Source organism: Mesorhizobium sp. M0106, from assembly GCF_040322715.1.
In the GTDB taxonomy this organism is placed as follows: Bacteria; Pseudomonadota; Alphaproteobacteria; order Rhizobiales; family Rhizobiaceae; genus Mesorhizobium.
The window spans coordinates 1-17,457 of the sequence record NZ_JAMYUA010000041.1 but is presented as its reverse complement, the minus strand read 5'-3'; the positions used below and the strand labels follow the sequence as shown (position 1 = coordinate 17,457).

At 61.4% G+C, this 17,457-nt stretch carries 27 protein-coding genes; 6 read left to right on the top strand and 21 right to left on the bottom strand.

The annotated features are described in order from the left end of the window. Window positions 1-30: 30 nt before the first annotated feature. The 4 genes from NKJ55_RS28125 to NKJ55_RS28110 form a co-directional block, all read right to left on the bottom strand. A complete protein-coding gene (locus NKJ55_RS28125; protein WP_352452716.1) occupies window positions 31-258 on the bottom strand; it encodes a DUF2934 domain-containing protein in 228 nt (75 codons plus the stop codon). 87 nt (window positions 259-345) lie between these two features. Next, window positions 346-558, bottom strand: coding sequence for a hypothetical protein (locus NKJ55_RS28120; RefSeq protein WP_352452715.1), 213 nt, complete (start codon window positions 556-558; stop codon window positions 346-348). A gap of 124 nt (window positions 559-682) precedes the next feature. After that, window positions 683-988 carry a DUF1236 domain-containing protein gene (locus NKJ55_RS28115; protein WP_023675766.1) on the bottom strand — a complete coding sequence of 102 codons (306 nt, stop codon included), beginning with the start codon at window positions 986-988 and terminating at the stop codon, window positions 683-685. Between the two features lie 383 nt (window positions 989-1,371). Beyond that, window positions 1,372-1,626 (bottom strand): hypothetical protein, encoded by a 255-nt coding sequence (locus NKJ55_RS28110; protein ID WP_352452713.1) that lies wholly within the window; start codon window positions 1,624-1,626, stop codon window positions 1,372-1,374. A 168-nt stretch (window positions 1,627-1,794) separates the two neighbouring features. On the opposite strand from NKJ55_RS28110, the gene NKJ55_RS28105 reads away from it, so the two are divergent. Then, the gene (locus NKJ55_RS28105; RefSeq protein ID WP_352452712.1) at window positions 1,795-2,070 is read left to right on the top strand and encodes a hypothetical protein; all 276 of its coding nucleotides are present in this window, start codon (window positions 1,795-1,797) and stop codon (window positions 2,068-2,070) included. Between the two features lie 51 nt (window positions 2,071-2,121). Here the strand turns inward: NKJ55_RS28105 and NKJ55_RS28100 are convergent, their stop codons facing one another. The 6 genes from NKJ55_RS28100 to NKJ55_RS28075 all read right to left on the bottom strand — a co-directional run bounded on the left by NKJ55_RS28100 (window position 2,122) and on the right by NKJ55_RS28075 (window position 4,387). Beyond that, window positions 2,122-2,421 (bottom strand): hypothetical protein, encoded by a 300-nt coding sequence (locus NKJ55_RS28100; protein WP_352452711.1) that lies wholly within the window; start codon window positions 2,419-2,421, stop codon window positions 2,122-2,124. 174 nt (window positions 2,422-2,595) lie between these two features. Continuing rightward, window positions 2,596-2,919 carry a hypothetical protein gene (locus tag NKJ55_RS28095; RefSeq protein ID WP_036245970.1) on the bottom strand — a complete coding sequence of 108 codons (324 nt, stop codon included), beginning with the start codon at window positions 2,917-2,919 and terminating at the stop codon, window positions 2,596-2,598. Then, window positions 2,919-3,122: a hypothetical protein gene (locus NKJ55_RS28090; RefSeq protein ID WP_352452710.1), complete on the bottom strand. Its 204-nt coding sequence runs from the start codon at window positions 3,120-3,122 to the stop codon at window positions 2,919-2,921. The genes NKJ55_RS28095 and NKJ55_RS28090 overlap by 1 nt, the downstream gene beginning before the upstream one ends. Continuing rightward, complete coding sequence (locus NKJ55_RS28085) at window positions 3,107-3,376, bottom strand: hypothetical protein (RefSeq protein WP_352452709.1); 270 nt, start codon at window positions 3,374-3,376, stop codon at window positions 3,107-3,109. Before NKJ55_RS28085 ends, NKJ55_RS28090 begins: the two co-directional genes overlap by 16 nt. Next, window positions 3,376-3,588, bottom strand: coding sequence for a hypothetical protein (locus NKJ55_RS28080; protein WP_352452708.1), 213 nt, complete (start codon window positions 3,586-3,588; stop codon window positions 3,376-3,378). Before NKJ55_RS28080 ends, NKJ55_RS28085 begins: the two co-directional genes overlap by 1 nt. 1 nt (window position 3,589) lies before the next feature. Next, window positions 3,590-4,387: an N-acetylmuramidase family protein gene (locus NKJ55_RS28075; protein WP_352452707.1), complete on the bottom strand. Its 798-nt coding sequence runs from the start codon at window positions 4,385-4,387 to the stop codon at window positions 3,590-3,592. 157 nt (window positions 4,388-4,544) lie between these two features. Between NKJ55_RS28075 and NKJ55_RS28070 the strand changes: the two genes are divergently transcribed. The 5 genes from NKJ55_RS28070 to NKJ55_RS28050 all read left to right on the top strand — a co-directional run bounded on the left by NKJ55_RS28070 (window position 4,545) and on the right by NKJ55_RS28050 (window position 6,738). Next, entirely contained in the window at window positions 4,545-4,730 is a 186-nt protein-coding gene (locus tag NKJ55_RS28070) for a hypothetical protein (RefSeq protein WP_352452706.1), read from the top strand. A gap of 497 nt (window positions 4,731-5,227) precedes the next feature. Then, on the top strand, window positions 5,228-5,395 hold the full coding sequence (locus NKJ55_RS28065) for a hypothetical protein (protein WP_352452705.1): 168 nt from the start codon (window positions 5,228-5,230) through the stop codon (window positions 5,393-5,395). 158 nt (window positions 5,396-5,553) lie between these two features. Continuing rightward, on the top strand, window positions 5,554-5,727 hold the full coding sequence (locus NKJ55_RS28060) for a hypothetical protein (RefSeq protein ID WP_352452704.1): 174 nt from the start codon (window positions 5,554-5,556) through the stop codon (window positions 5,725-5,727). Between the two features lie 236 nt (window positions 5,728-5,963). Next, window positions 5,964-6,185 carry a hypothetical protein gene (locus tag NKJ55_RS28055; protein ID WP_352452703.1) on the top strand — a complete coding sequence of 74 codons (222 nt, stop codon included), beginning with the start codon at window positions 5,964-5,966 and terminating at the stop codon, window positions 6,183-6,185. Window positions 6,186-6,273: 88 nt separating this feature from the next. Further along, window positions 6,274-6,738 (top strand): acyltransferase, encoded by a 465-nt coding sequence (locus NKJ55_RS28050; RefSeq protein ID WP_352452701.1) that lies wholly within the window; start codon window positions 6,274-6,276, stop codon window positions 6,736-6,738. Here the strand turns inward: NKJ55_RS28050 and NKJ55_RS28045 are convergent. From NKJ55_RS28045 to NKJ55_RS27995, 11 genes are all read right to left on the bottom strand, one after another. After that, a complete protein-coding gene (locus tag NKJ55_RS28045; RefSeq protein ID WP_352452700.1) occupies window positions 6,727-7,440 on the bottom strand; it encodes a class I SAM-dependent methyltransferase in 714 nt (237 codons plus the stop codon). The two genes, NKJ55_RS28050 and NKJ55_RS28045, sit on opposite strands and share 12 nt — an antisense overlap. Window positions 7,441-7,473: 33 nt before the next feature. Beyond that, complete coding sequence (locus NKJ55_RS28040; protein ID WP_352452699.1) at window positions 7,474-7,695, bottom strand: hypothetical protein; 222 nt, start codon at window positions 7,693-7,695, stop codon at window positions 7,474-7,476. Between the two features lie 3 nt (window positions 7,696-7,698). Beyond that, entirely contained in the window at window positions 7,699-10,890 is a 3,192-nt protein-coding gene (locus NKJ55_RS28035) for an SGNH/GDSL hydrolase family protein (RefSeq protein WP_352452698.1), read from the bottom strand. 157 nt (window positions 10,891-11,047) lie between these two features. Continuing rightward, complete coding sequence (locus NKJ55_RS28030) at window positions 11,048-11,422, bottom strand: hypothetical protein (protein ID WP_352452697.1); 375 nt, start codon at window positions 11,420-11,422, stop codon at window positions 11,048-11,050. 316 nt (window positions 11,423-11,738) lie between these two features. Continuing rightward, window positions 11,739-12,224: a hypothetical protein gene (locus NKJ55_RS28025; RefSeq protein WP_352452696.1), complete on the bottom strand. Its 486-nt coding sequence runs from the start codon at window positions 12,222-12,224 to the stop codon at window positions 11,739-11,741. Between the two features lie 12 nt (window positions 12,225-12,236). Then, window positions 12,237-12,389, bottom strand: a complete 153-nt coding sequence (locus tag NKJ55_RS28020; protein ID WP_352452695.1) for a hypothetical protein — start codon at window positions 12,387-12,389, stop codon at window positions 12,237-12,239. Window positions 12,390-12,524: 135 nt separating this feature from the next. Then, window positions 12,525-12,887 carry a hypothetical protein gene (locus NKJ55_RS28015; RefSeq protein ID WP_352452694.1) on the bottom strand — a complete coding sequence of 121 codons (363 nt, stop codon included), beginning with the start codon at window positions 12,885-12,887 and terminating at the stop codon, window positions 12,525-12,527. A 165-nt stretch (window positions 12,888-13,052) separates the two neighbouring features. Next, window positions 13,053-13,349, bottom strand: a complete 297-nt coding sequence (locus NKJ55_RS28010; protein ID WP_352452693.1) for a hypothetical protein — start codon at window positions 13,347-13,349, stop codon at window positions 13,053-13,055. Between the two features lie 32 nt (window positions 13,350-13,381). Further along, a complete protein-coding gene (locus tag NKJ55_RS28005; protein ID WP_352452692.1) occupies window positions 13,382-15,979 on the bottom strand; it encodes a hypothetical protein in 2,598 nt (865 codons plus the stop codon). After that, entirely contained in the window at window positions 15,979-16,470 is a 492-nt protein-coding gene (locus tag NKJ55_RS28000) for a hypothetical protein (RefSeq protein ID WP_352452691.1), read from the bottom strand. Before NKJ55_RS28000 ends, NKJ55_RS28005 begins: the two co-directional genes overlap by 1 nt. A 2-nt stretch (window positions 16,471-16,472) precedes the next feature. Then, a complete protein-coding gene (locus NKJ55_RS27995) occupies window positions 16,473-17,141 on the bottom strand; it encodes a hypothetical protein (protein ID WP_352452690.1) in 669 nt (222 codons plus the stop codon). Window positions 17,142-17,457: the final 316 nt, after the last annotated feature.

The window sequence follows — 17,457 nt, the reverse complement described above, 5'->3', positions numbered from 1 at the left end:
GTCCAGCGATGGAATCAAATCCGCTCGAGTTCACGCTTTGCGTGGTCGCGCCTTGGATTTGGTTTCCTCCTTGGCGGCGGCCGGCTTAGGCTGGCGTGCTTTCGGCTTCGGTCGGCTGGCGGTCCCCGGCGCGGCGGTTTCTGCGTCGATTTCGGCGGTAGCCTGATCCCAATGCTGCTGATGCGCCCCATCGGGCCTGCCTGCCTGTTCCCAGATCGCGTGTGCCCGCTGGCGAATCCGTTCCTGCCTGTCCGTCATTGTTGCCTCCGTCGGCTCGGTTCATGCGTAAAGCAACCTTGTTCTAGCTGAAATTTCGACCGGCGTCTTGAGCGGCAGGCAACACCGTCATTGAACCTCTCTGTCACACAGGACGGCGACGCCGAGGAGCGCTGCCTTCTTGATGATCAGCCCTTCAAGGTCCGCGTCCGAGCGCTCGGTTCCGGTGCGTTCGCGCAACAGTGCTATCGCCGCCTTCATCGACAGCAGGCCATCGCCTCGTTCAGCAAGCAGTTTGTCGACGGCGGCGGCCACGTTGACCGGCTCGACATGCGGCAGCATGGGAATGGCTCCTTTCCTTGTTTCGAGACGACAGCGGCTCCATCCCGATCGCGCGGGATGGAGCTCTGATTTGGTTATTAGACCGTGACCTTTCCAAACCCGGTTCGCGGTTTGGCAACGCCAATCACTCGATGACCTGCACGATCTTGCGGGTGCCTGGGTCGACGAGCACGGTGCGATTGCCGACGACGACGTATCTGTACCGCACGTCTGGAACATCGATCGGTTGCAGCTCGACCGTATCGGGCAACGTGGAACCGATATTGAGCTCCACCCCCAGAAGACTGATCGACGCAAGCGGGTGCTTGTGGACGTATTCGCGGATGACCGTCTGCTGTTCGGGCGTGACAATCACCTGGTCCGCGGTGGCCACGCCGACGCCGGCAAGCAACGCCAATCCCGCCGCAGCAGGAACAAGGTGGATTTTCATCGTCTACTCCTGTTGTTACGGGCCTCGCCCTTACAATTGCGACGCGACATTCCGGTCGAAGCGGCGAACCCTCTAGGCAAACGCCCACGCCACCTTGTTGTTCCGTAAGTCGCGGCTAATCGAACAGCGGTGAAGTGCCCGTGCGGTGCGGCGAATGGACTGCGAATGAACTGCGGTGGCCCGCGTCGCAAGACGCGGGCCGATCGGTTTCCCGATCAGCAGCGATACCGGAGGGGGGTGATATCTACTGCGTCTGAAATAACATTTAGGACAAGCTAATGTTCCTAAGCGAGCGCAACAAACCTGCCGGCGCAAGCGGCGCGAAGTTGCCGCTCGTCGCTGCTACTGCTTTGGCGGCTGTGGCGGCACCTCGCCGGGCTTGATCACCGGGGTCCTGCCCTGTCCGGCGGTGGCGCCGCCATGCCCTGATCGCCCGTTGGCGGGGGCTTCAGGACCCCACCGCATGGCTCGAGCGTATCGGACAAATTGTTGCCGGCCGGCGTCTGCTGCTCGCTGTTCTGGTCCGGCAGCTCGACTTTGCAGCGGTCGGATTGCGCCTGTTCGCCCGGCTGCGCGGCCGCCGGCACCGCCAGCAGCAGCGCACCTAGCATATACGGCAAGAAAATGAGCGGTCTCATATCGAGCTCCTTTCGCGCCAGTATCTTCTGAATGTGAAGGCGGGCAGGCGCGATTGGTTCCGTCGTGCGGCAATGCGCCCGGACCGCAGCGGCACGGAACCGGCCGCCAGACTTATGAGTTCAACCACTGAGCCAATTCAGGGCCGCTGACATTATGGAGAACCGGCGATGGAACCGCGCAGGAAAGAACGAACCGACGACGAGACGGAGAGCCCGACGATCCAGCAGCAGGACTGGGATGCCATCCGGAGCGGGAGAATCCTCCCTAACGGCGTGCCGCAAAACGGCGATATTCGCTATGACGTCGAGAAAAGCGGCGAACTGCCGGAGGAGGACGACGATAACGCTTACCAGGAAAGCGACGAGGCCTTGCCGGACGACACCGATGAACGCGTCATTTCGCGCGATCTCGAACGGGAACGTGGTGCTTTCGACGAGGAATGAGCCACCGCCTTCCGCATTCTGCATCGGCGGCCGGATGAAAAACCCTTGCTTTCAGTCCGGGAGGTCGAAGACCGGATCCTGGCAGCGATAGACCGGACATTGACCGTCACGCGTCTTGATATAAGCGGCGCGCGGCACCTGCGGCCAGTCGCATTCATTGCCGAATTGGCGGACGTATCGGTCGTAGGTGTTCTGGCCGGTGGTCAGCACCACCGAGCGATGCCTCTGGATCAGAAGCTGTGTCTGTTCGCACGTCATCGCGCGGCTGTCCGGCCGGGCGTGGGCCGTCGCGGCAAACAGAAGCGCCCCGGCTGTCAGGACTGCCGCTTGTGTCAGGACTCTGGCCGGCATGACACCACCTCCCGTGAAGCCTAACGCGCATCTTGGTTTGGCAAGCGCCGGATCGAGCCGCCGTCGCGCAGAGGCAGATCGTACAGAATGCGAGGGAAAATGCAAAAAGCCCGCCGCACCTTGCGGCGCGGCGGGCTCCAACCGAACGTCACTATTTCGTCGGGCTTGGGCGGCTTATTCCTCCTTCACCGGCCCGAACCGGCGCACGATAACCTCGAAGACGATGTCCGAAATCCACATCGCCGAGACGCCAATCAGAAAAGCCGCGGCCAGCGTCGTGGTGTCGTCGTCCGGAGAAGGGATGGGCAGGCCGGCGGCGCGGAAATAATGCACGACCGGCAGCGTCAGATAGGCCGCCGCCAGCGCGCCGCAGATCGGCGAGGCCACCATTTCGCGGACTTTGTAGCGATGGCGCGACAAGGCCCGCAAAATGCCGCCGGACAAGCCGGCGACCAACACCGGTGCCTTGATGCCCAGAACATCGAGCAATTCGTGCATCATGGCGTCCAACCGCACCATCTGGCGCCCTGCCCGTTGAAGGCGTTCATCTCGTCGAGCTCTGGCCGGGTCATGGCGGCGACCACGGCCGCCGATGGCCGGCGCGGCTGGTTGTGGTCGCACCAGACCTGGCGCGGATTGCCGGCCGGTGCGGTTGTCGTGCAGCCGGCGAGCACCACGCAGAGGATCAGCGCTTTGCCCATTTCGCAGCCTCCGCTCTTGCTGCCGCATCGGCCATGCCGGCGGCCTTGCGCTCTTCGGCGGCGGCCTCGCGCCTCATTTCCAGGCGGTCTTCGGCGGCCGCGACTTTTGCCTCGGCCTGTTTGACCGCCTCCTTCTTCGCCCGGTTGATGCCGCCCGCAACATAAAGGCCGATGCCGCCGGCCACAGCGGCGAATACCGTCATGACGACCTTGTTGCCGAGGATGGCGCTGAGAATGCTGAGAAGCGCTGCCATCACAGATCCTCCGCGCGGCGACGGCGAAGGAACTCGGTCAAAACGCCGTTGATGACGAGGAACCAGGGGAACCATTCCCCCGGGATGATCGGCGAAAGAACCTGCGGGTCGACATAGGTAACGATGGCCGCGATGACGCCGATGGCCGCCTGAAGCCGCGCCCAGAATATTGTCTCGCTGTCGCGGAAAAAGCTCTTGATCCGGGTCCACATGTCATTTCCTTCCAAACAGTTTGAGGATGGCTGATAGTTTGAGGATGGCGGCGATCGGCGCTGCCCAGAAGCCGGGCCTGGCGGCAGGCACAGGAGGCACAGAGGGCGTAGCGGTCGCTTGTGGAACGGCAATTGGCTTAGCGGGCTCTGGCGGGGCTGCAGGGACGACCGCGGATGACGCCGGACCGGCAGACGGCCAGGGCGTGTCCTTGATGCGCGACCATTTGCGATAGGCCTCGGCAAGCCTGGTATCGTAGGAGTTTTTGCGATAGCCGGCGCCGTTGTAGCCCTTGGCGAATCCCGACCAGTCATGATTGCGCAGATTGCCGTCGAGCCGGTTCTCGACGATGAAGTCGATTGCCGCGCCGAGCTGCAGCGCCTCGTCCGCCATCATTGCCTCGGCCATCGCCTGCACGGTAAGGAAGCCCGCGGCCTTGAAATTCTCGCCGAGGACCTGACCCAGCCCCCATGACGCGGATTTGAGCGCCGCGGTTTCGTCGATCGCACAAGCTGCCCTGAGCCGTGGGTAGCTATCCATGGGATAGGGCTTCTCGCCCCACTTCGGATAAGCGAGGCCGGCGGCTACCGCTTGTGCCCGCTTGGCACCCGACAGGTTGCGGTAAAAGACGTGCGGTTCAAATAGGATGACCGGCCGGCCAACGGCGTCGAAGCCGTGCCCGCTGGTTTCAACATCGAGGAACGCGTGCATCTCGTCCTCGCCGACGCCGATCCGGGCACCGAGTTTCGGCAAGTCTATATCATCGAGGCGCCTGGCGGCGCCCCTGAACGTCATGTCCATGGGCAGTCCTTTCCGCCCTCGCGGGCAAGGTTTTGAGGTTGAAAAAGCAGATGCGTGGCGGCAAAGCAGAATTGGGCGGCAGCCCGTGCCGATGTTGCCGTGGCAAGGAAGGTTGATGTTTTCGACCTGCCGTGTGAATGGCCGCGGGATGGTGCACATGTCTGATGATGAACAAACCGCTGCGGCGCGCTGGTCGGTGAAGTCCGAGCTCCGCGCCGTCGCTCGCGACAAGCCGCTGCTGCTGGTGCTGGCGGCGATCCTCTGCCTCTATTGTGCGTTTATCGCCGGACCGATCGTCTATGCGGTGCTGGCCATCAACGGCATTGCGGATTTCTTCAAATGAAGCCGGTTCCGGCGATCTCGCTGCGGTCCGGCGCGCTGCGTCTACCCGCGCCGAAATTGCTCGGCCTGGATGAAATTGCTTAGCCGGGATGAAACTGTTCCCGTCTATCGTTCGTACCTGTAGCGGGTACGGGAGGACACGTGACGATAAGAATCAGGCTTCCGGGCGGCACTTTGAAGATCAAGAAAAGGGACGAGCTGCGGCGCCGCGAGCAGAATCGCGAGGTGCCGGTTTGGCAGCTCGGAAATTACTTCGTCATCTGGTGGCCGAGCGGCGTGTCCGATCGCCCGTCCTCGCCCAGAAAATCCTCGCCCAGGAAATAGCCCGCGCACCCGACGATCCCGACTGGGCATGCCGCCTCGGTGATCAGGAACCGCTGTGTGCGCCAAACCTCCGAGACCGCTCGACTAGTCCCAGAAATAGTCAGCGGGCAGGCATTGACTCTTCCGCTGCGGAAGGTCTCTGATGCTGCATTGCACAATGGGGTGGCGGAATCGATGGCGGTGCGTATCAGGATGCCTGGCGGCACACTGAAGGTGAAGGTGTACCGCGAATTGCGCGACCGTGAACGCGACCGCCGCATACCCGTCGTCAAGATCGGCCGGATCTATTTCACCTGGTGGTCGAACCGCCAGCGCCTGATTGATGATCAGTCGCCAGGATGAAGCTCCTTCGGCCGGACATGCGTCTGCCCGCCGCGAAGCCTCCGCGGGCCAGCTCGCAAAATAAGTTGATGATCCTGCTGTTGACTCTTCCGTAACGGAAGGTCTCTACTTACCGCATTGCACGAAAATTGCTGCGTTGCACAACGGGAGTTGGACCGATGGCAGTGCGTATCAGGTTGCCTGGCGGCACTCTGAAGATGAAGACCTATCGTGAGTTGCGGGCCAGGGAACGCGACCGCCGCGTGCCTGTGATGAAGATGGGCTCGCTGTATTTTGTCTGGTGGTCGAAAAGCCAGGACCCGCACCAGAAGCCGCAGGACAGCAGACGGTAGCGGCTCCGCCGCGGTGGGTCTGCGTCGGCGTCAGCGATAAACTCTTGCCGAAACCTCTCCCCCCAGGATTTCTGGTCGAGTTGCAGCGCCATGTTGGTGTGACCTCGCGCGGCTCCCGATTCTTCTGACGTCTTTCGGCGATTTTCACGGCGTCTATATTGGCGGACGCGGTCGTCTCGCAAGCTTGCAAACCGCCGCCGCTTGTCGCAATAGCTAGGCCGTAAAGAGACGCATGGATGATGGAGGCTGACCTGTCTATTGCGAACAGCCGATTTCGGTTGTCGGCTCAGTTAGCCGACGAGCCACCGATCCCACGTGCAATTATTGATTCGGACCTCGAAGACGCGGCGCGGGCATTCTTCGAAGGGGTATCTGAACACCAACATTGCAAGCATTTCTTCGAGCGATCGCAGCTTTTCGCTGAGAGGGTGCGAAAGTCGCGCTTCGGCCGCAACTGATATGCCTTTCGTTCCACCATTCCTCTACCGCCTAGCCGGCATCAACTCCGGCCCCGCAACGAAGCTAAGTTTGCGGAGCGTCCGAAGTTTGCGGCGAGGCAAGCATGCGATCGGCGAAGAATGCATCATCAACAGCGTCTTTTCCTTCGATCGCGCCGATGCAAAGATCACCGTTGGAAAAAGATCCTATATCGGCAAGAGCCACCTCGTGGCGGCTGAGAAGATCGAAATCGGGGATGACGTGATCATTAGTTGGGGTACCACAGTCGTCGATCACAACTCACACGCGACGGGTTGGCAAGACCGCAAGGAAGATGTCGCCGACTGGCATCAGGGAAAAAAGGACTGGTCAAAGATCACCATTGCGCCAGTGAAGATTGAAGACAGTGTTTTTATCGGCTTCAACGTCATTATTCTCAAGGGCGTAACGATCGGCAAGGGATCGGTCGTTGGTGCGGGCTCTGTCGTCACGAAAGACGTGCCGCCCTTTAGTATGGTCGGCGGTAATCCTGCAAAGCAAATCGGCGGCGCTGCTGCTAGATCAGCGACTTGAGCACAGAGCTCCGGCCATGTAGGCCATGCTGCGCATCGCCGTCTTGGGTGCAAACCTTAGAAATTCGGTCCGCAGTCTGTGTTTTACCCATCCTTTTTTTTCGCCAGCCAGGTGCTGTTCATAAGCGAGGTCGTGCGCAAAAACCTTTAGCCGTTCGACCTTTAGCCCAGACGTTTTGAGAAGGTTTTCAAACGTTTGGGTCGTGTAGAAGTTGATATGCCCATACGGCCCTGACATCCGAATGGCCTTGCTGAGATCTCGCGTATGCTCCAAAGGCACTTCAATATAGAGCTTCTCGCAGACCCGAGCCGCCTCCCTCAGAAACATCCGTTCGTGCTCGACGTGTTCGACGACGTGAATGGCAAGCCCAAGATCGAACGACTTGTCGGGATGAGGGATGTGATAGCCGTCGAATACGTCGATGCTGTCCAGTTTGGCGATTTTTCTTGCCTTGATGGCCTCGACGCCGCTCTTCGAAATCTCGACGGCGCCAAGCTTCTTACCGAGCCCCTTCCTGTTCAGCTTATCCAGCACCGCACCTTCGCCCGCCCCGATGTCAAGAATCCTGTCGAAGAATTGGCCTTGAATGACCGCTTCGATGTGCCCGACCGACTGGTTTGAAGCTATGTCCCGTTTTGCGGCTACTTTTCCATCGGCGTAATAGTCGTCATAGATGTCGATGATGCTGCCGGCATGCGCCATGGGACAATCCTCCAAGGATAGCCCCCGCCGACCTCATCCTGCCATTGCCTGCGAATGGCGTCCAGCGTCGACTACGGCGCCGCCTACCCAGACCTCAATGAGACCCTCAATGTCGCCGTCAGGAACCGGGATTTCGCGGCTGTGTGCCGGATCCTTCGGCTTTGCGACCATGATCATTGCGCCCACCACCAGCCATTCCTCGCCCTCCTCGAGCTCGGTGATGATTTCGCCCTTATGCTGGATAGCGAATGCCATTGCTTATCCCCTTTCCGCGACTTGTTCGATGAAGCGCAGCGCATTGCCGTCATGGCCGGCATCGTTGAAATGCAAGCCCTCTTGATAGTTTCCCGAATTGATGTAGTCGAAGCCGTCGATCGGGATGGTCAGCACATTGCGCGATCGATAGGTCTGACGGATTGCGCCAAGGGCGGCATCATAGGTCCGACCGCCCGTGTAGCTTGCATCCCATGCGGCTGACGGCCGCGTCGGCGGCATCACAAGGATACGCGGTGCAGCGGCCGCTTCCAACGTGTTGATGATTGTTGCGATGTTTGCCGATATCGTGGCCGGCGGCGTGCCAAAGCTGTCATTGATGCCGAGCGCCAGGATGGGCACGATCTTGCCGCCGGCGTAGCCGCATTGAGCGGCGGCCGATGTAAGGCGCGCGGTGTTGAATGACGAGAAGGAATAGCTGCCGTGTGCCGCGCGCAAGGTGCGCAGGCGCGGACGCGAGCCGGCCGCCTTGACGCCAAGCCTGATGAGCCCGGTAATCTCGACAGGACCGCCGACAGCCGTAAGAGTGTAATTGCCGCTTGCCGCTTGCCCGGTGAGCGAAGGCCCCGAATACTGATCAAGCGCCAGGGCGCCGGCGCAGTTGACGGTTTTGTACGCCGCGCCGCCGTTGAAGACAAAGGCAAGCGATCCCTGAGCGGCGTCCTGAGTGTAGTGGACGTCGACCTGTTCATAGGTGCCGGTAAACGCCAAGGACGCGCCGGCGGCGAGGATGATGCTCTCGCCGATCGGCCCGCGCGACCCTGTCAACACGCTCCCGGCGACGGTGACGCCATAGAAAGTCGGAAGATAGGTAGAGCTTGGCCGCAAAGCAGTCATGCCCGGTTCATCGTCGGCAATGCCGATATTGGCAAAACGCGTAACCAGGTTGAACCAGTGTTTCGGCCCGTCGCTGGCAAGCGCCCAATGGCCGATGCTATCGGCGATCAGGCAGAGCACATCGTTGTTGGCGATGTGTTCGGCCATCGTCGCGCGAAAGCCGTCATAGAGATTTTGCAGCGACGGCCGGCGCGGAATGAAGAAGCGCTTACTGTTGACGGCCGGCTTGCCAGGTCCCCAAAAACCGTCGCCAGATGCGGGAATGGCCGTCAAGGTGAAATTTCCAGGCGGCACATAGGGATTGGGATGAGCGCTCGCCGCGGACGCAAACAGCGCGGTCGCATCGACGACGCCGTTCGGATCGGCGTCAGCCAGCAGGTTCATGCCGGTATTGCTGGCGCCGCCGGTCAAGGCCCGGTCGGCATCGGCGAGCAGACCGGTCTTGATCGTAAAGCGGACCTCGTACCGATGCTGGGCGGACGATGCTACGGTCGCGCCATTCGACAGCGCGCCTGATTTGATCCATGCCGGGATGCCTTGCGGGTTGACGTTGTTTTGAAATTTGTAGGCGCCACCGCTGATCGCCGGATATTTGCCGGCTGGGATTGGGATACCCAGCGGGATATGAGCGACCCCGTTGACCAGCGTCACCGCATATGTGCTTAGGACATTGACCACCAACCCGCCGAGATAGTCCACTACATGAATGAGCGCAGCGCCAGCGCCAACGTCGACCGCTGTAATATGGCCGTCGGCCGGCGCTGGCGTCTGCATGATGACGCTGTAGCTGCCCGGAACGTCCGACCCCGTGTTGACCAGCGTCGGCCAGCCGATTTCCTGGCTAACGCCGACAGCGGAAACGAGACCGTTTGCTGTGGTATAGGCAGCACGCGCCTTGACGGCGACTTCGCCGGTGAAGGTCGCCTTCCACTGCGGACCATTTACAGCGCCTATAGTCTTGGCAGTGTGCGAGGCCGGAACCGCCGCCGTGAACCACTCGACTTCGCCGTTCGGAATTGCCCCGGCAGTGTAGTACCAGCTACCAGCGCCAGTGCGCTGGAGGCCCATGACGCTGCCGGCAGGCTTCAGGATCGAAAGCCCTGAAACAACAGACGACGGGCCGGCTGGAACGGACATTGTCTGGTCGGAAACCAGGCTAAGCGTCCCGTCGCCCTCGACGTGGGCAATAACGATGTGGGCTGTCCCCGGCACGATGCCAAATCCAAGCTCCAAGGTCGACAGATATTCATCGACCGTCGACAGCGATCCAGGCCAAAAATAGACGCTGTCGTTCGTAATCACCGTGCCGCCGACGGAACCCGTGATCGGAACGGGTCCGACGATCCTTGAGCTGATCAGGGCAATTTCCGCCGTTGCCGCGCGAACGCCCGTATCGGCCGCCACAGGCCCGGCCGTGACATTGTACAGCCCGAGCACACCAGTCGAAACTTCGGTCCAGAAATACTCGCCGACATCGACATTCCTGCCCAGCACCGCCGCGGCGGCGGCGCCGGCGAGCCCTGCCGACGCCGCAAAACTGAACGTCGGCGCCACTGTGTAGGAGCCCGGCGCCGTGATCAGTATCTGCGTCAGCGCGCCGCCCGCCACGACGAAGCGGCCGGCAGCGCCCGAACCGGTCCCGCCGGTAAACGCCAGGTCGAACGTGCCGTTGGCGCCGCCGGAGCCTGGCGTGATCGCACCGTTGCCGGCGACGCCGAAGCCGATTGCCGCCGCAGTCGTCGGGAAAATGCCCTTGCCGTAGAGCGAAGCGTCGCGTGCAGCCTGAGCGCTGATGACGGCGGCCGCGGCCGCGACGGCATCGGAATTGGTGGCAGCCCGGTCGGCTGTGGTTTGTCCGGCATTCGCGGCGGAAGCGGCGGCACTGGCGGTTGCCTGGCCGGCGCTGGCTTCGGCAGCATCCTTCAGCGCCTGGGTTTCATCGCGCAGCGCTTCGACCTCTTCGACCACATCGGCGATGTCGGGCGAAACGGATGCGGCGATGGTTATGGCATCGGCGCCGACGGCCGGCTCGTCGGCCGTGAACTCGAACACGCGGCCGGCGTTGACCGACCCGATCTGGGTGTGAACGGTCGTGCCCTTCTGCAGGGTGCGCGTAGAACGGGCGTCGGCGGCGCGAAACCAGTCGCCTTCGCTCGCCGTGTAGATGCCGTTCTGCGTCGGGTCGGCCTGGTCCTTGACCAGCACGCGGTCGCCGATTTCGGCCGGCACGCCGTCGATGGCCTGCAGGCCGTGCAGGAGGATGCCGCCCGTAGTTGCGAGGCGCACGGGTTCGCGTTCGCCGGTCAGGAGACGAACGGCGGCAGTTGCAGGTCGGGACATGAGGGCTTGCACCATAAAAAAAGCCCCGCTAAGCGAGGCTGGAAGGGGTTCGGTGCTGGTGTGGGAAAGCTAAGCTACGCGGCCGGACACCGCGCTATTCGGCGCAGCCGGTGTATTCACGGACGATTTTGCGGATAGTGAGCAGCGCGCTCCAGGGCTACAGCAATCCGCCAATCAGCCTTCTTGTGCCGCCCATTGCCGCCAGCCCGCAGGCCATGCCGGCGCAGTCGGCGACCCAGTCGAGGATATCCATATCGCGCGCGATCAGCTGCGCGCCCTGAAGCAGCTCGATCGCCGCGCCGGTGATGGCGAGGAGCACGACCAGCCTCGTCTTGTGTTCCGGCCAGCCGAGGCTTCCGAGCGCCGCCAGCACAGCGAACGCCGCGGCGTGGTTGAGCTTGTCGTGCTGGAAGGTGAAGCCCATGTCCAACTCCTGCAGGAAGCGCACCGGCGAAAGCGCGAGCAGGAGAACGCCGGCCAAGGTGAGCAGAAAAACGATCCTTGCCATGGTCGGAAAAGTGTCTGTGCGCAACAGGTCAATCCTTCATCTTAAACGGGAGGCGATCCAGAAGGCACCGCCAACTGACCGCCCGGCGGTTAGCAGGCCATAAGCCAGCATCGTGACCACAATCAGACTGCTGTCCCGATGGCGGCACCAAACCCCGGAGTGGTTGCCATCGCCGGAGTGGCGTACTCACCGGTGATCGCGCCAGCGCTGATCCGGTCGAGCCGGCTGCCGGGCCTGCATCAGCGACGAGCGACGGAACGTGGCTGTACATCACTTTGGGAGCAACGGAAGCACGTTCTCGTCAAGGAACTGACGGCACTTGCCGACAAGCGGCAGCCGATCACTCTCGAAGTTCCGGCAATACCCTTTCGTCGAGAAATTTGAGACGGCTATCCAACATTTCGGCGTTGGCTGGGCTAGCCGGCACATTGACCGGGATTAGATCTGCCACCGAGTCCCCCCGTCGCGCAGCTTCGACCCACTCTTCCATGGCGCCGATATATCCATCCAGCGCCTCGTATGGAGTCTTGGCGTCCACAGCCGGCAGATATGTCGGGGGCACATCGCCGACGATTACCCATATCCATGGGTCAACTTCTGGCCTGCCCGGAACAATCTCGAAGAGGAAAATATAGATTATGCCATCGGCACCGTATCCAAGGTACTCCCCCGTGATGTCTGAAACCCAATCATAGAAATCAAGATATTTTCGGGCTTCCAGACGTGCAGCATCAAGCTCTTCATCGCCTGTGCTTTTGTCAGCCGACGGCAAGCGGGTGACGCTAGTCAAGTCGGGTTTGACGTCGCTATAATTTCTCTCGACCACTTGTGTTCCCTTTCATTTCTTGCTTGAGCCATCTTCTTCTTGCCCAGCGAGCATAGTCTCTTGCATCGCCATGGTGTTTAATATGATCTGCTCTCGCACGATGCGTGATGTTTGAGAGGTGATCTGCCCCTCGTCGGCCAGCGCTTTCTCGTGAGACACATCCATATTCCGGCCCGTGGGCTGATTGGTCCTTGCCAGAACGCTCCGTGCGAAGTGACGCCCCGGTTTCTTGCACCGCTGTCGGCTCCGCCACTCAGCGTCGCAATCACCCATGTCAACCGTTACAATTGGAAGTCGAAACTAACTCCGCTCCGATTCTGGGTGTTCGTCGAGGGTTTTGCCTCGCCTCCATGGCGAGGTTTTTGTCTCGCGCCAAGCATACCAGCCGTAAGGTAAATCAGCCAACTGCATAATAGTCTTGTCTTTTTCAACCATATTTTTCAGGCTTATGATCATAATATCGCTTTCATCGAAATCTTCGGATTCATCCGCGTGAAACTGCCATGATCCGTCATCATCATCATGCACGACGCGAGCAACCCACCCACCATTGCGTATAGCTTTCCTGTTTACAAAAACAGCTACGTTCTGGGGGTCTTCAAACTTCCATTTAGTCATCACAGCGCCTATTTGTTCCACTTTCTCTGTTTCGAATTCTTGCAACCATCCTTGCATTGGTGTAACTATTCGATCCGGGAGTCTTTGTCGGATCAACTGGAATAAGCGGATCGATGTGATCAAACTGTGATTCGTTGGCGGAGGAGTAACGCCTTTTTTTACTTTCACCCGGTCAAAGCAGAGTAAACTCCGCTACCATTCAGAATGTGTTTAGGTGATTTTCTCGCGCTTCCATGGCGAAGACTTTGTATCGCGCCACGCACGCCAGCCTAACGGCAAATCCGCCAACTGTGCAACAGTTCCATCAAGCTCGACCACCTCGACCAAGGCCACTAAAATTAGGTCATCTTGATCAACTTCAGCTTCATTTCCGTAGAATTGCCACGACTCATTATCGTCGCCGTCATCATCATGTGACACATACGCAATCCAGCCGCCCCCCCTAAATATCTTCCGAGTCGAAATAACGGCTGTGTTTTTTGGGTTTTCGAACTTCCATTCGGTCATATGTCACCTATTTGTTCGATTTTTCTATATTCTCAAACCCAGCCGTAAGACGAAAGATTTTTATAGCTATTTGATCCTGACGATTTTGTCTTGTCAACGGGATTAACCGGATCTATGTGATCGATATGAGCTTCATTTTTTGGAGGAGTTACGCCTCTTTTGCTTTTCTTTGCTGGAATTATTTCTATACCACTCTCATCCGATCTCAAAATTCCATCATTCACCCTTTTATTTTCCTCGAAAATAGCTATCCTCTGCTTCTTTGTTGGATCCTTGCCGGACGCAACGTTGGGAGGATCTTCCAAATGCGTATAGGGCCTCCTTATTTCTCGGGCCTTGCCGGTCGAGATCGGAATCTCTTCTGCATTGACAGAAACCGGGGGAGCCCCACTATCCAGTACGATATCAGGTTTAGCATTCGCAGAACGCCCGGCAAGCCTTGCCAACACCTGGCTGCCAACGGCACTGAGCCCTTCGGCAAGGACATTGCCGCCCGCCCCCCAAAGCGCGCCGTTGGCAATTCCCCAGGGGACGCTCTGTCCTGTGTTGAAGGCGTATGCCCCGCCATAAGTGCCACCCGCCACACCCCCGACGCCAGTTCGGGCAGCAAGACCGATCAAGCCGTTCTCTGCCGCCGCGCCAACGCTTGCCCGGCCCAGCAAACCGAACAAACTCTCCGCCAGGCCATATCCGCTTAAGCCGGTGCCGAGGGCTTCCGCCGCCCAACCGGCCGAACCGGCCCGGTCCTCGGCGTCCTCGGTCTTGGCCTGTTCATCTTCGAGGAGGTGCTGGTAGTTTCCTCCCGACCAAGCGGAGTCCAGCCCGGCGGAGATCGCATCCGCACCGCCGGCGGCCGCGCCCTTAGCCGTGAGGCGGCCGACATCCGAGAACGCCAAGCCGAATTGCTGTAGCCACGGCATGGTGCTGTACTGGGCTTGGGCCGGATGTTCCCCGATCCACGCCAGCCCGTTCTTGAGCACCGCAACCTGGGCTTCCAACGACTCTGGCGCGACGTTCGGATCTTGGGCGGCCTCGGCTCGCCACTGGGCTTCCGCCGCCACAGAAATCTGTTGGGTTGTCGCCTTGCGGGCATCAGGATCGCGAACCGCCAGGACGATCGAACTCAATTTGGCAAGGCGCTTTTCGAACGGCACACCTTGGTCGATGTATTTCGCCGCCTGCTGGCCAGCTACGGCCCAGGGCATTGGCAGTATTCGGTCGAAGCCCAACTCCTGCTGAGCAGCGACGGCCCAGGTGACGGCAGCCTTATAATCCTCAGGAGCTGTGATCTTATCCCAGTCCGGAGCATGGTTCGGGAACAGTTGGCCGACGTAACCGGCGGGATCGGCGCGCCTGGCACCCAGCACCAATTGCGCGGCGCCGGCCCTTATCTCATATTGCTCCCGCTCTTCCGGCGAGCCGTAGGGGCCGGGTTCAAAATCCCGAATCTGGGCGTGTATCGCCTGGTTCGGGACGGGTCGCATGTCGAAAACCGCGCGGCCGATATCAGCCGTTATGTCGAAGGCTTGGAGACGCTTGCCGCCATCTTCGGCGCCGTACACGGCAGTGAAGTCTTCGGCACCCGGTGTCTTGCCAGAATAGCTGCCGGTATTGGCAATGGCAGCCGGCGCGTTCTGCAAGGCGATGTCGATGTTCGTGCGCGCATCGACCAGGCTTGCCACAGTCGCTACCTGCGCCTTCTGGCCGAGATCCTGAACCGTGTCCGGCGACAAGTCGGCAATCCAGGGTCCTGCGGCAGCCCAAGCCGTATTTCCGACGGGCCCCACGGAACCCGTGCGGATAGGTGTTTCGTCGGACGGAAGGCCACCTACGGGCGCTTCGCGCGTCGCCAGCACGCTGGACCCACTCGCCCGAGGTCCGCCCACAGCTTCGATGGTATCGTCCTTAGTCCTGCCGTCCGTTGAGACCGGCCCAGTCCCCAGCACCTCCGCAGCGCGCTTCGGGTCCTTGGCGATCATCGCCTGGGCGAGCGCCTTTGCCGTGTTGCTGCGCCAGGCGGCCTCGGCGGCCTGCCGGGCCACCGGGTTGCCCATCTTGCCGATCAGCTCGAGCCCGCTCTGCCGGATCGCCTCGAATGTTCCTGTGTCGTCCGGGTCGCCCTGCGCGATGGCGCTTGTGTAGCCGTCCTCGACCTTGCTCCACTCGGCCTGCTCATAGTTCTGGCGCCGCGCGTGCTGCTGCGCGGCCATGCGCGCCGAGCCGGCCAGCCGCAATGCCTGCTTTTGGGCGAGGAAATTGGCGCGTTCGCCCTCCGGCACTTTCGCTACGGTGTCGTCGAAGATCTGGTCGAACAGGCCGGGCCTGACGACGCCGTCGCTGCGCGGATCGAGCTGGCCATACATGAAGTCGTGCAGGCCGCCGCCGTCGGCCGGCGCGGTCTGCACCGCCACGGCCTCGGCGTGCGCTATGCGTGCGTTCAGCTCGCGGCCGATAATGTCGGCGTCGAACGCATCCTGCTGCTGCTTCTGCTGCCGGAAGCGTTCGGCTATCGCCGACAGCTCGTCGCCAAAGCCTTGCATAGCGGCGCCCACTGGCGAGCCGTTGGGATATGAGGCCACATTGCCGATATCGAGCCGGCGCTGGGCAAGCTGGAGCGGGATGGTGGCCATCAGTAGAGGCCTCCGCCCGGCGCCGGCGGGAAGGCGCTTCTGCCGAACGTCACCGTCTTGGCCGGGTCGTAGAGGCCGGAGATGCCCGACACGAGGTTGCCGCCGGCCTTGAAGATCGAGGCGCCGACCGCCTGCCTGCCGGAAAAGCGCGCGATCGCCGCCTGCGTGGCGAGACCGTTCTGGCGCAGCTGCGAGCCGTATTGGATCGCCTTGAGGTCGAGCTGGCCCTGCCTGGCATTGGCTGCCAGCACCTCGGTCGGCGAACCTGCGATGGCGACGCCCGAAGCGCCGGCCTGGGCACGCGCCTGGGCCTGCAGCAGATCCTGCTTATGGCGCTCCTGGCCCTGCTCGAAGGCCGAGCTTTGGGCGTCGGCCCGCGCCTGCTGTTCATAGGCTTTGGCCTGGTAGTCGGCCATCTGCTTGGACTGCTGGCCTTCCGCCAGCGCGCCGCCGACCGAAAGCGCCGTACCGATAAGAGCTAGTGTGCACATGGTCAGCCTCGTTCGCCGGCGGGAATGAATTTGCTTTTGATGCCGTCGACCGGCGCGCCGATCGAAGGCCGCCGGTCGAGCACGCCGCCGGGGCTGAGGAAGGACAAAAGCAGTCGGTCGGCCTGGATCGCCGGGCGGCTGAGACGCGATGGCGCGGCGGCCCGCGGGCCGGCCATGGCGGTGCGCCGGATGGTGGTCAGGTTGACCTTCAGGCCGACGGCGCCGTCGGCATTGAACAGGCCGTTGGCAGCGATGATGGCGCGGCTCAAGGCATCGGCCGCGAACAGCTCCTGGCGCAGCTGCTCGATCAGCCAGTGGACCGTGCGCCAGTTCTCGCCGAGCGCCTCGGCCTTTGTCCTGACCTCGTCGCCCGGCGCCGGCGTGGCGGCGACGGCTTCGGCGGGGGGTTCGTCCAGGGGGGCGCCAATGCGGCGCTCGTCCGCGTCCTCGATGGTTTTCTCGATCAGCGCGATTGCAGCGTTGCAGTCGTCCAATGCGGCACGCGCCGCCGTCAAATTTCCGGCGCCGAAGATCGCGTGAAACTTTTCCGTTTCCAGCTCGCCCTTGCGGGCGATCGCATCGTTGAGGTCGGTGTGGAGCAAGGCGCGGATGGCAGCGAAATCGGCAGCCGTCCGCGCCCTGCCGAGTTGCTCGGCATGGGTTGGGGTCACGGGTGGGTTCCTTGGTTGGGAAAGCGATGGAAGACGGAGCGGGTGATCTCCCCCCTCGAGGGGGAGATGCCGAGCTGTGGCAAAGAGGGTAGGCCAGAGGGGGTCGTCTCGCGTGGAGCGCCGGCGTTCTTCCCCCGCGATGGAGGCGATAGGAGGCCGCGTCAGGACGAACCGACCCCCTCTGTCGCCTTCGGCGACATCTCCCCCTCGAGGGCAGGGCTATCGCATATCAGTGATGGCATTGATGAGATAGTCGTCGTTCCAGGCGCATTTCTTGATGCGATGGCTGATGGGAACTTTGGCAGCATCGGCGGCC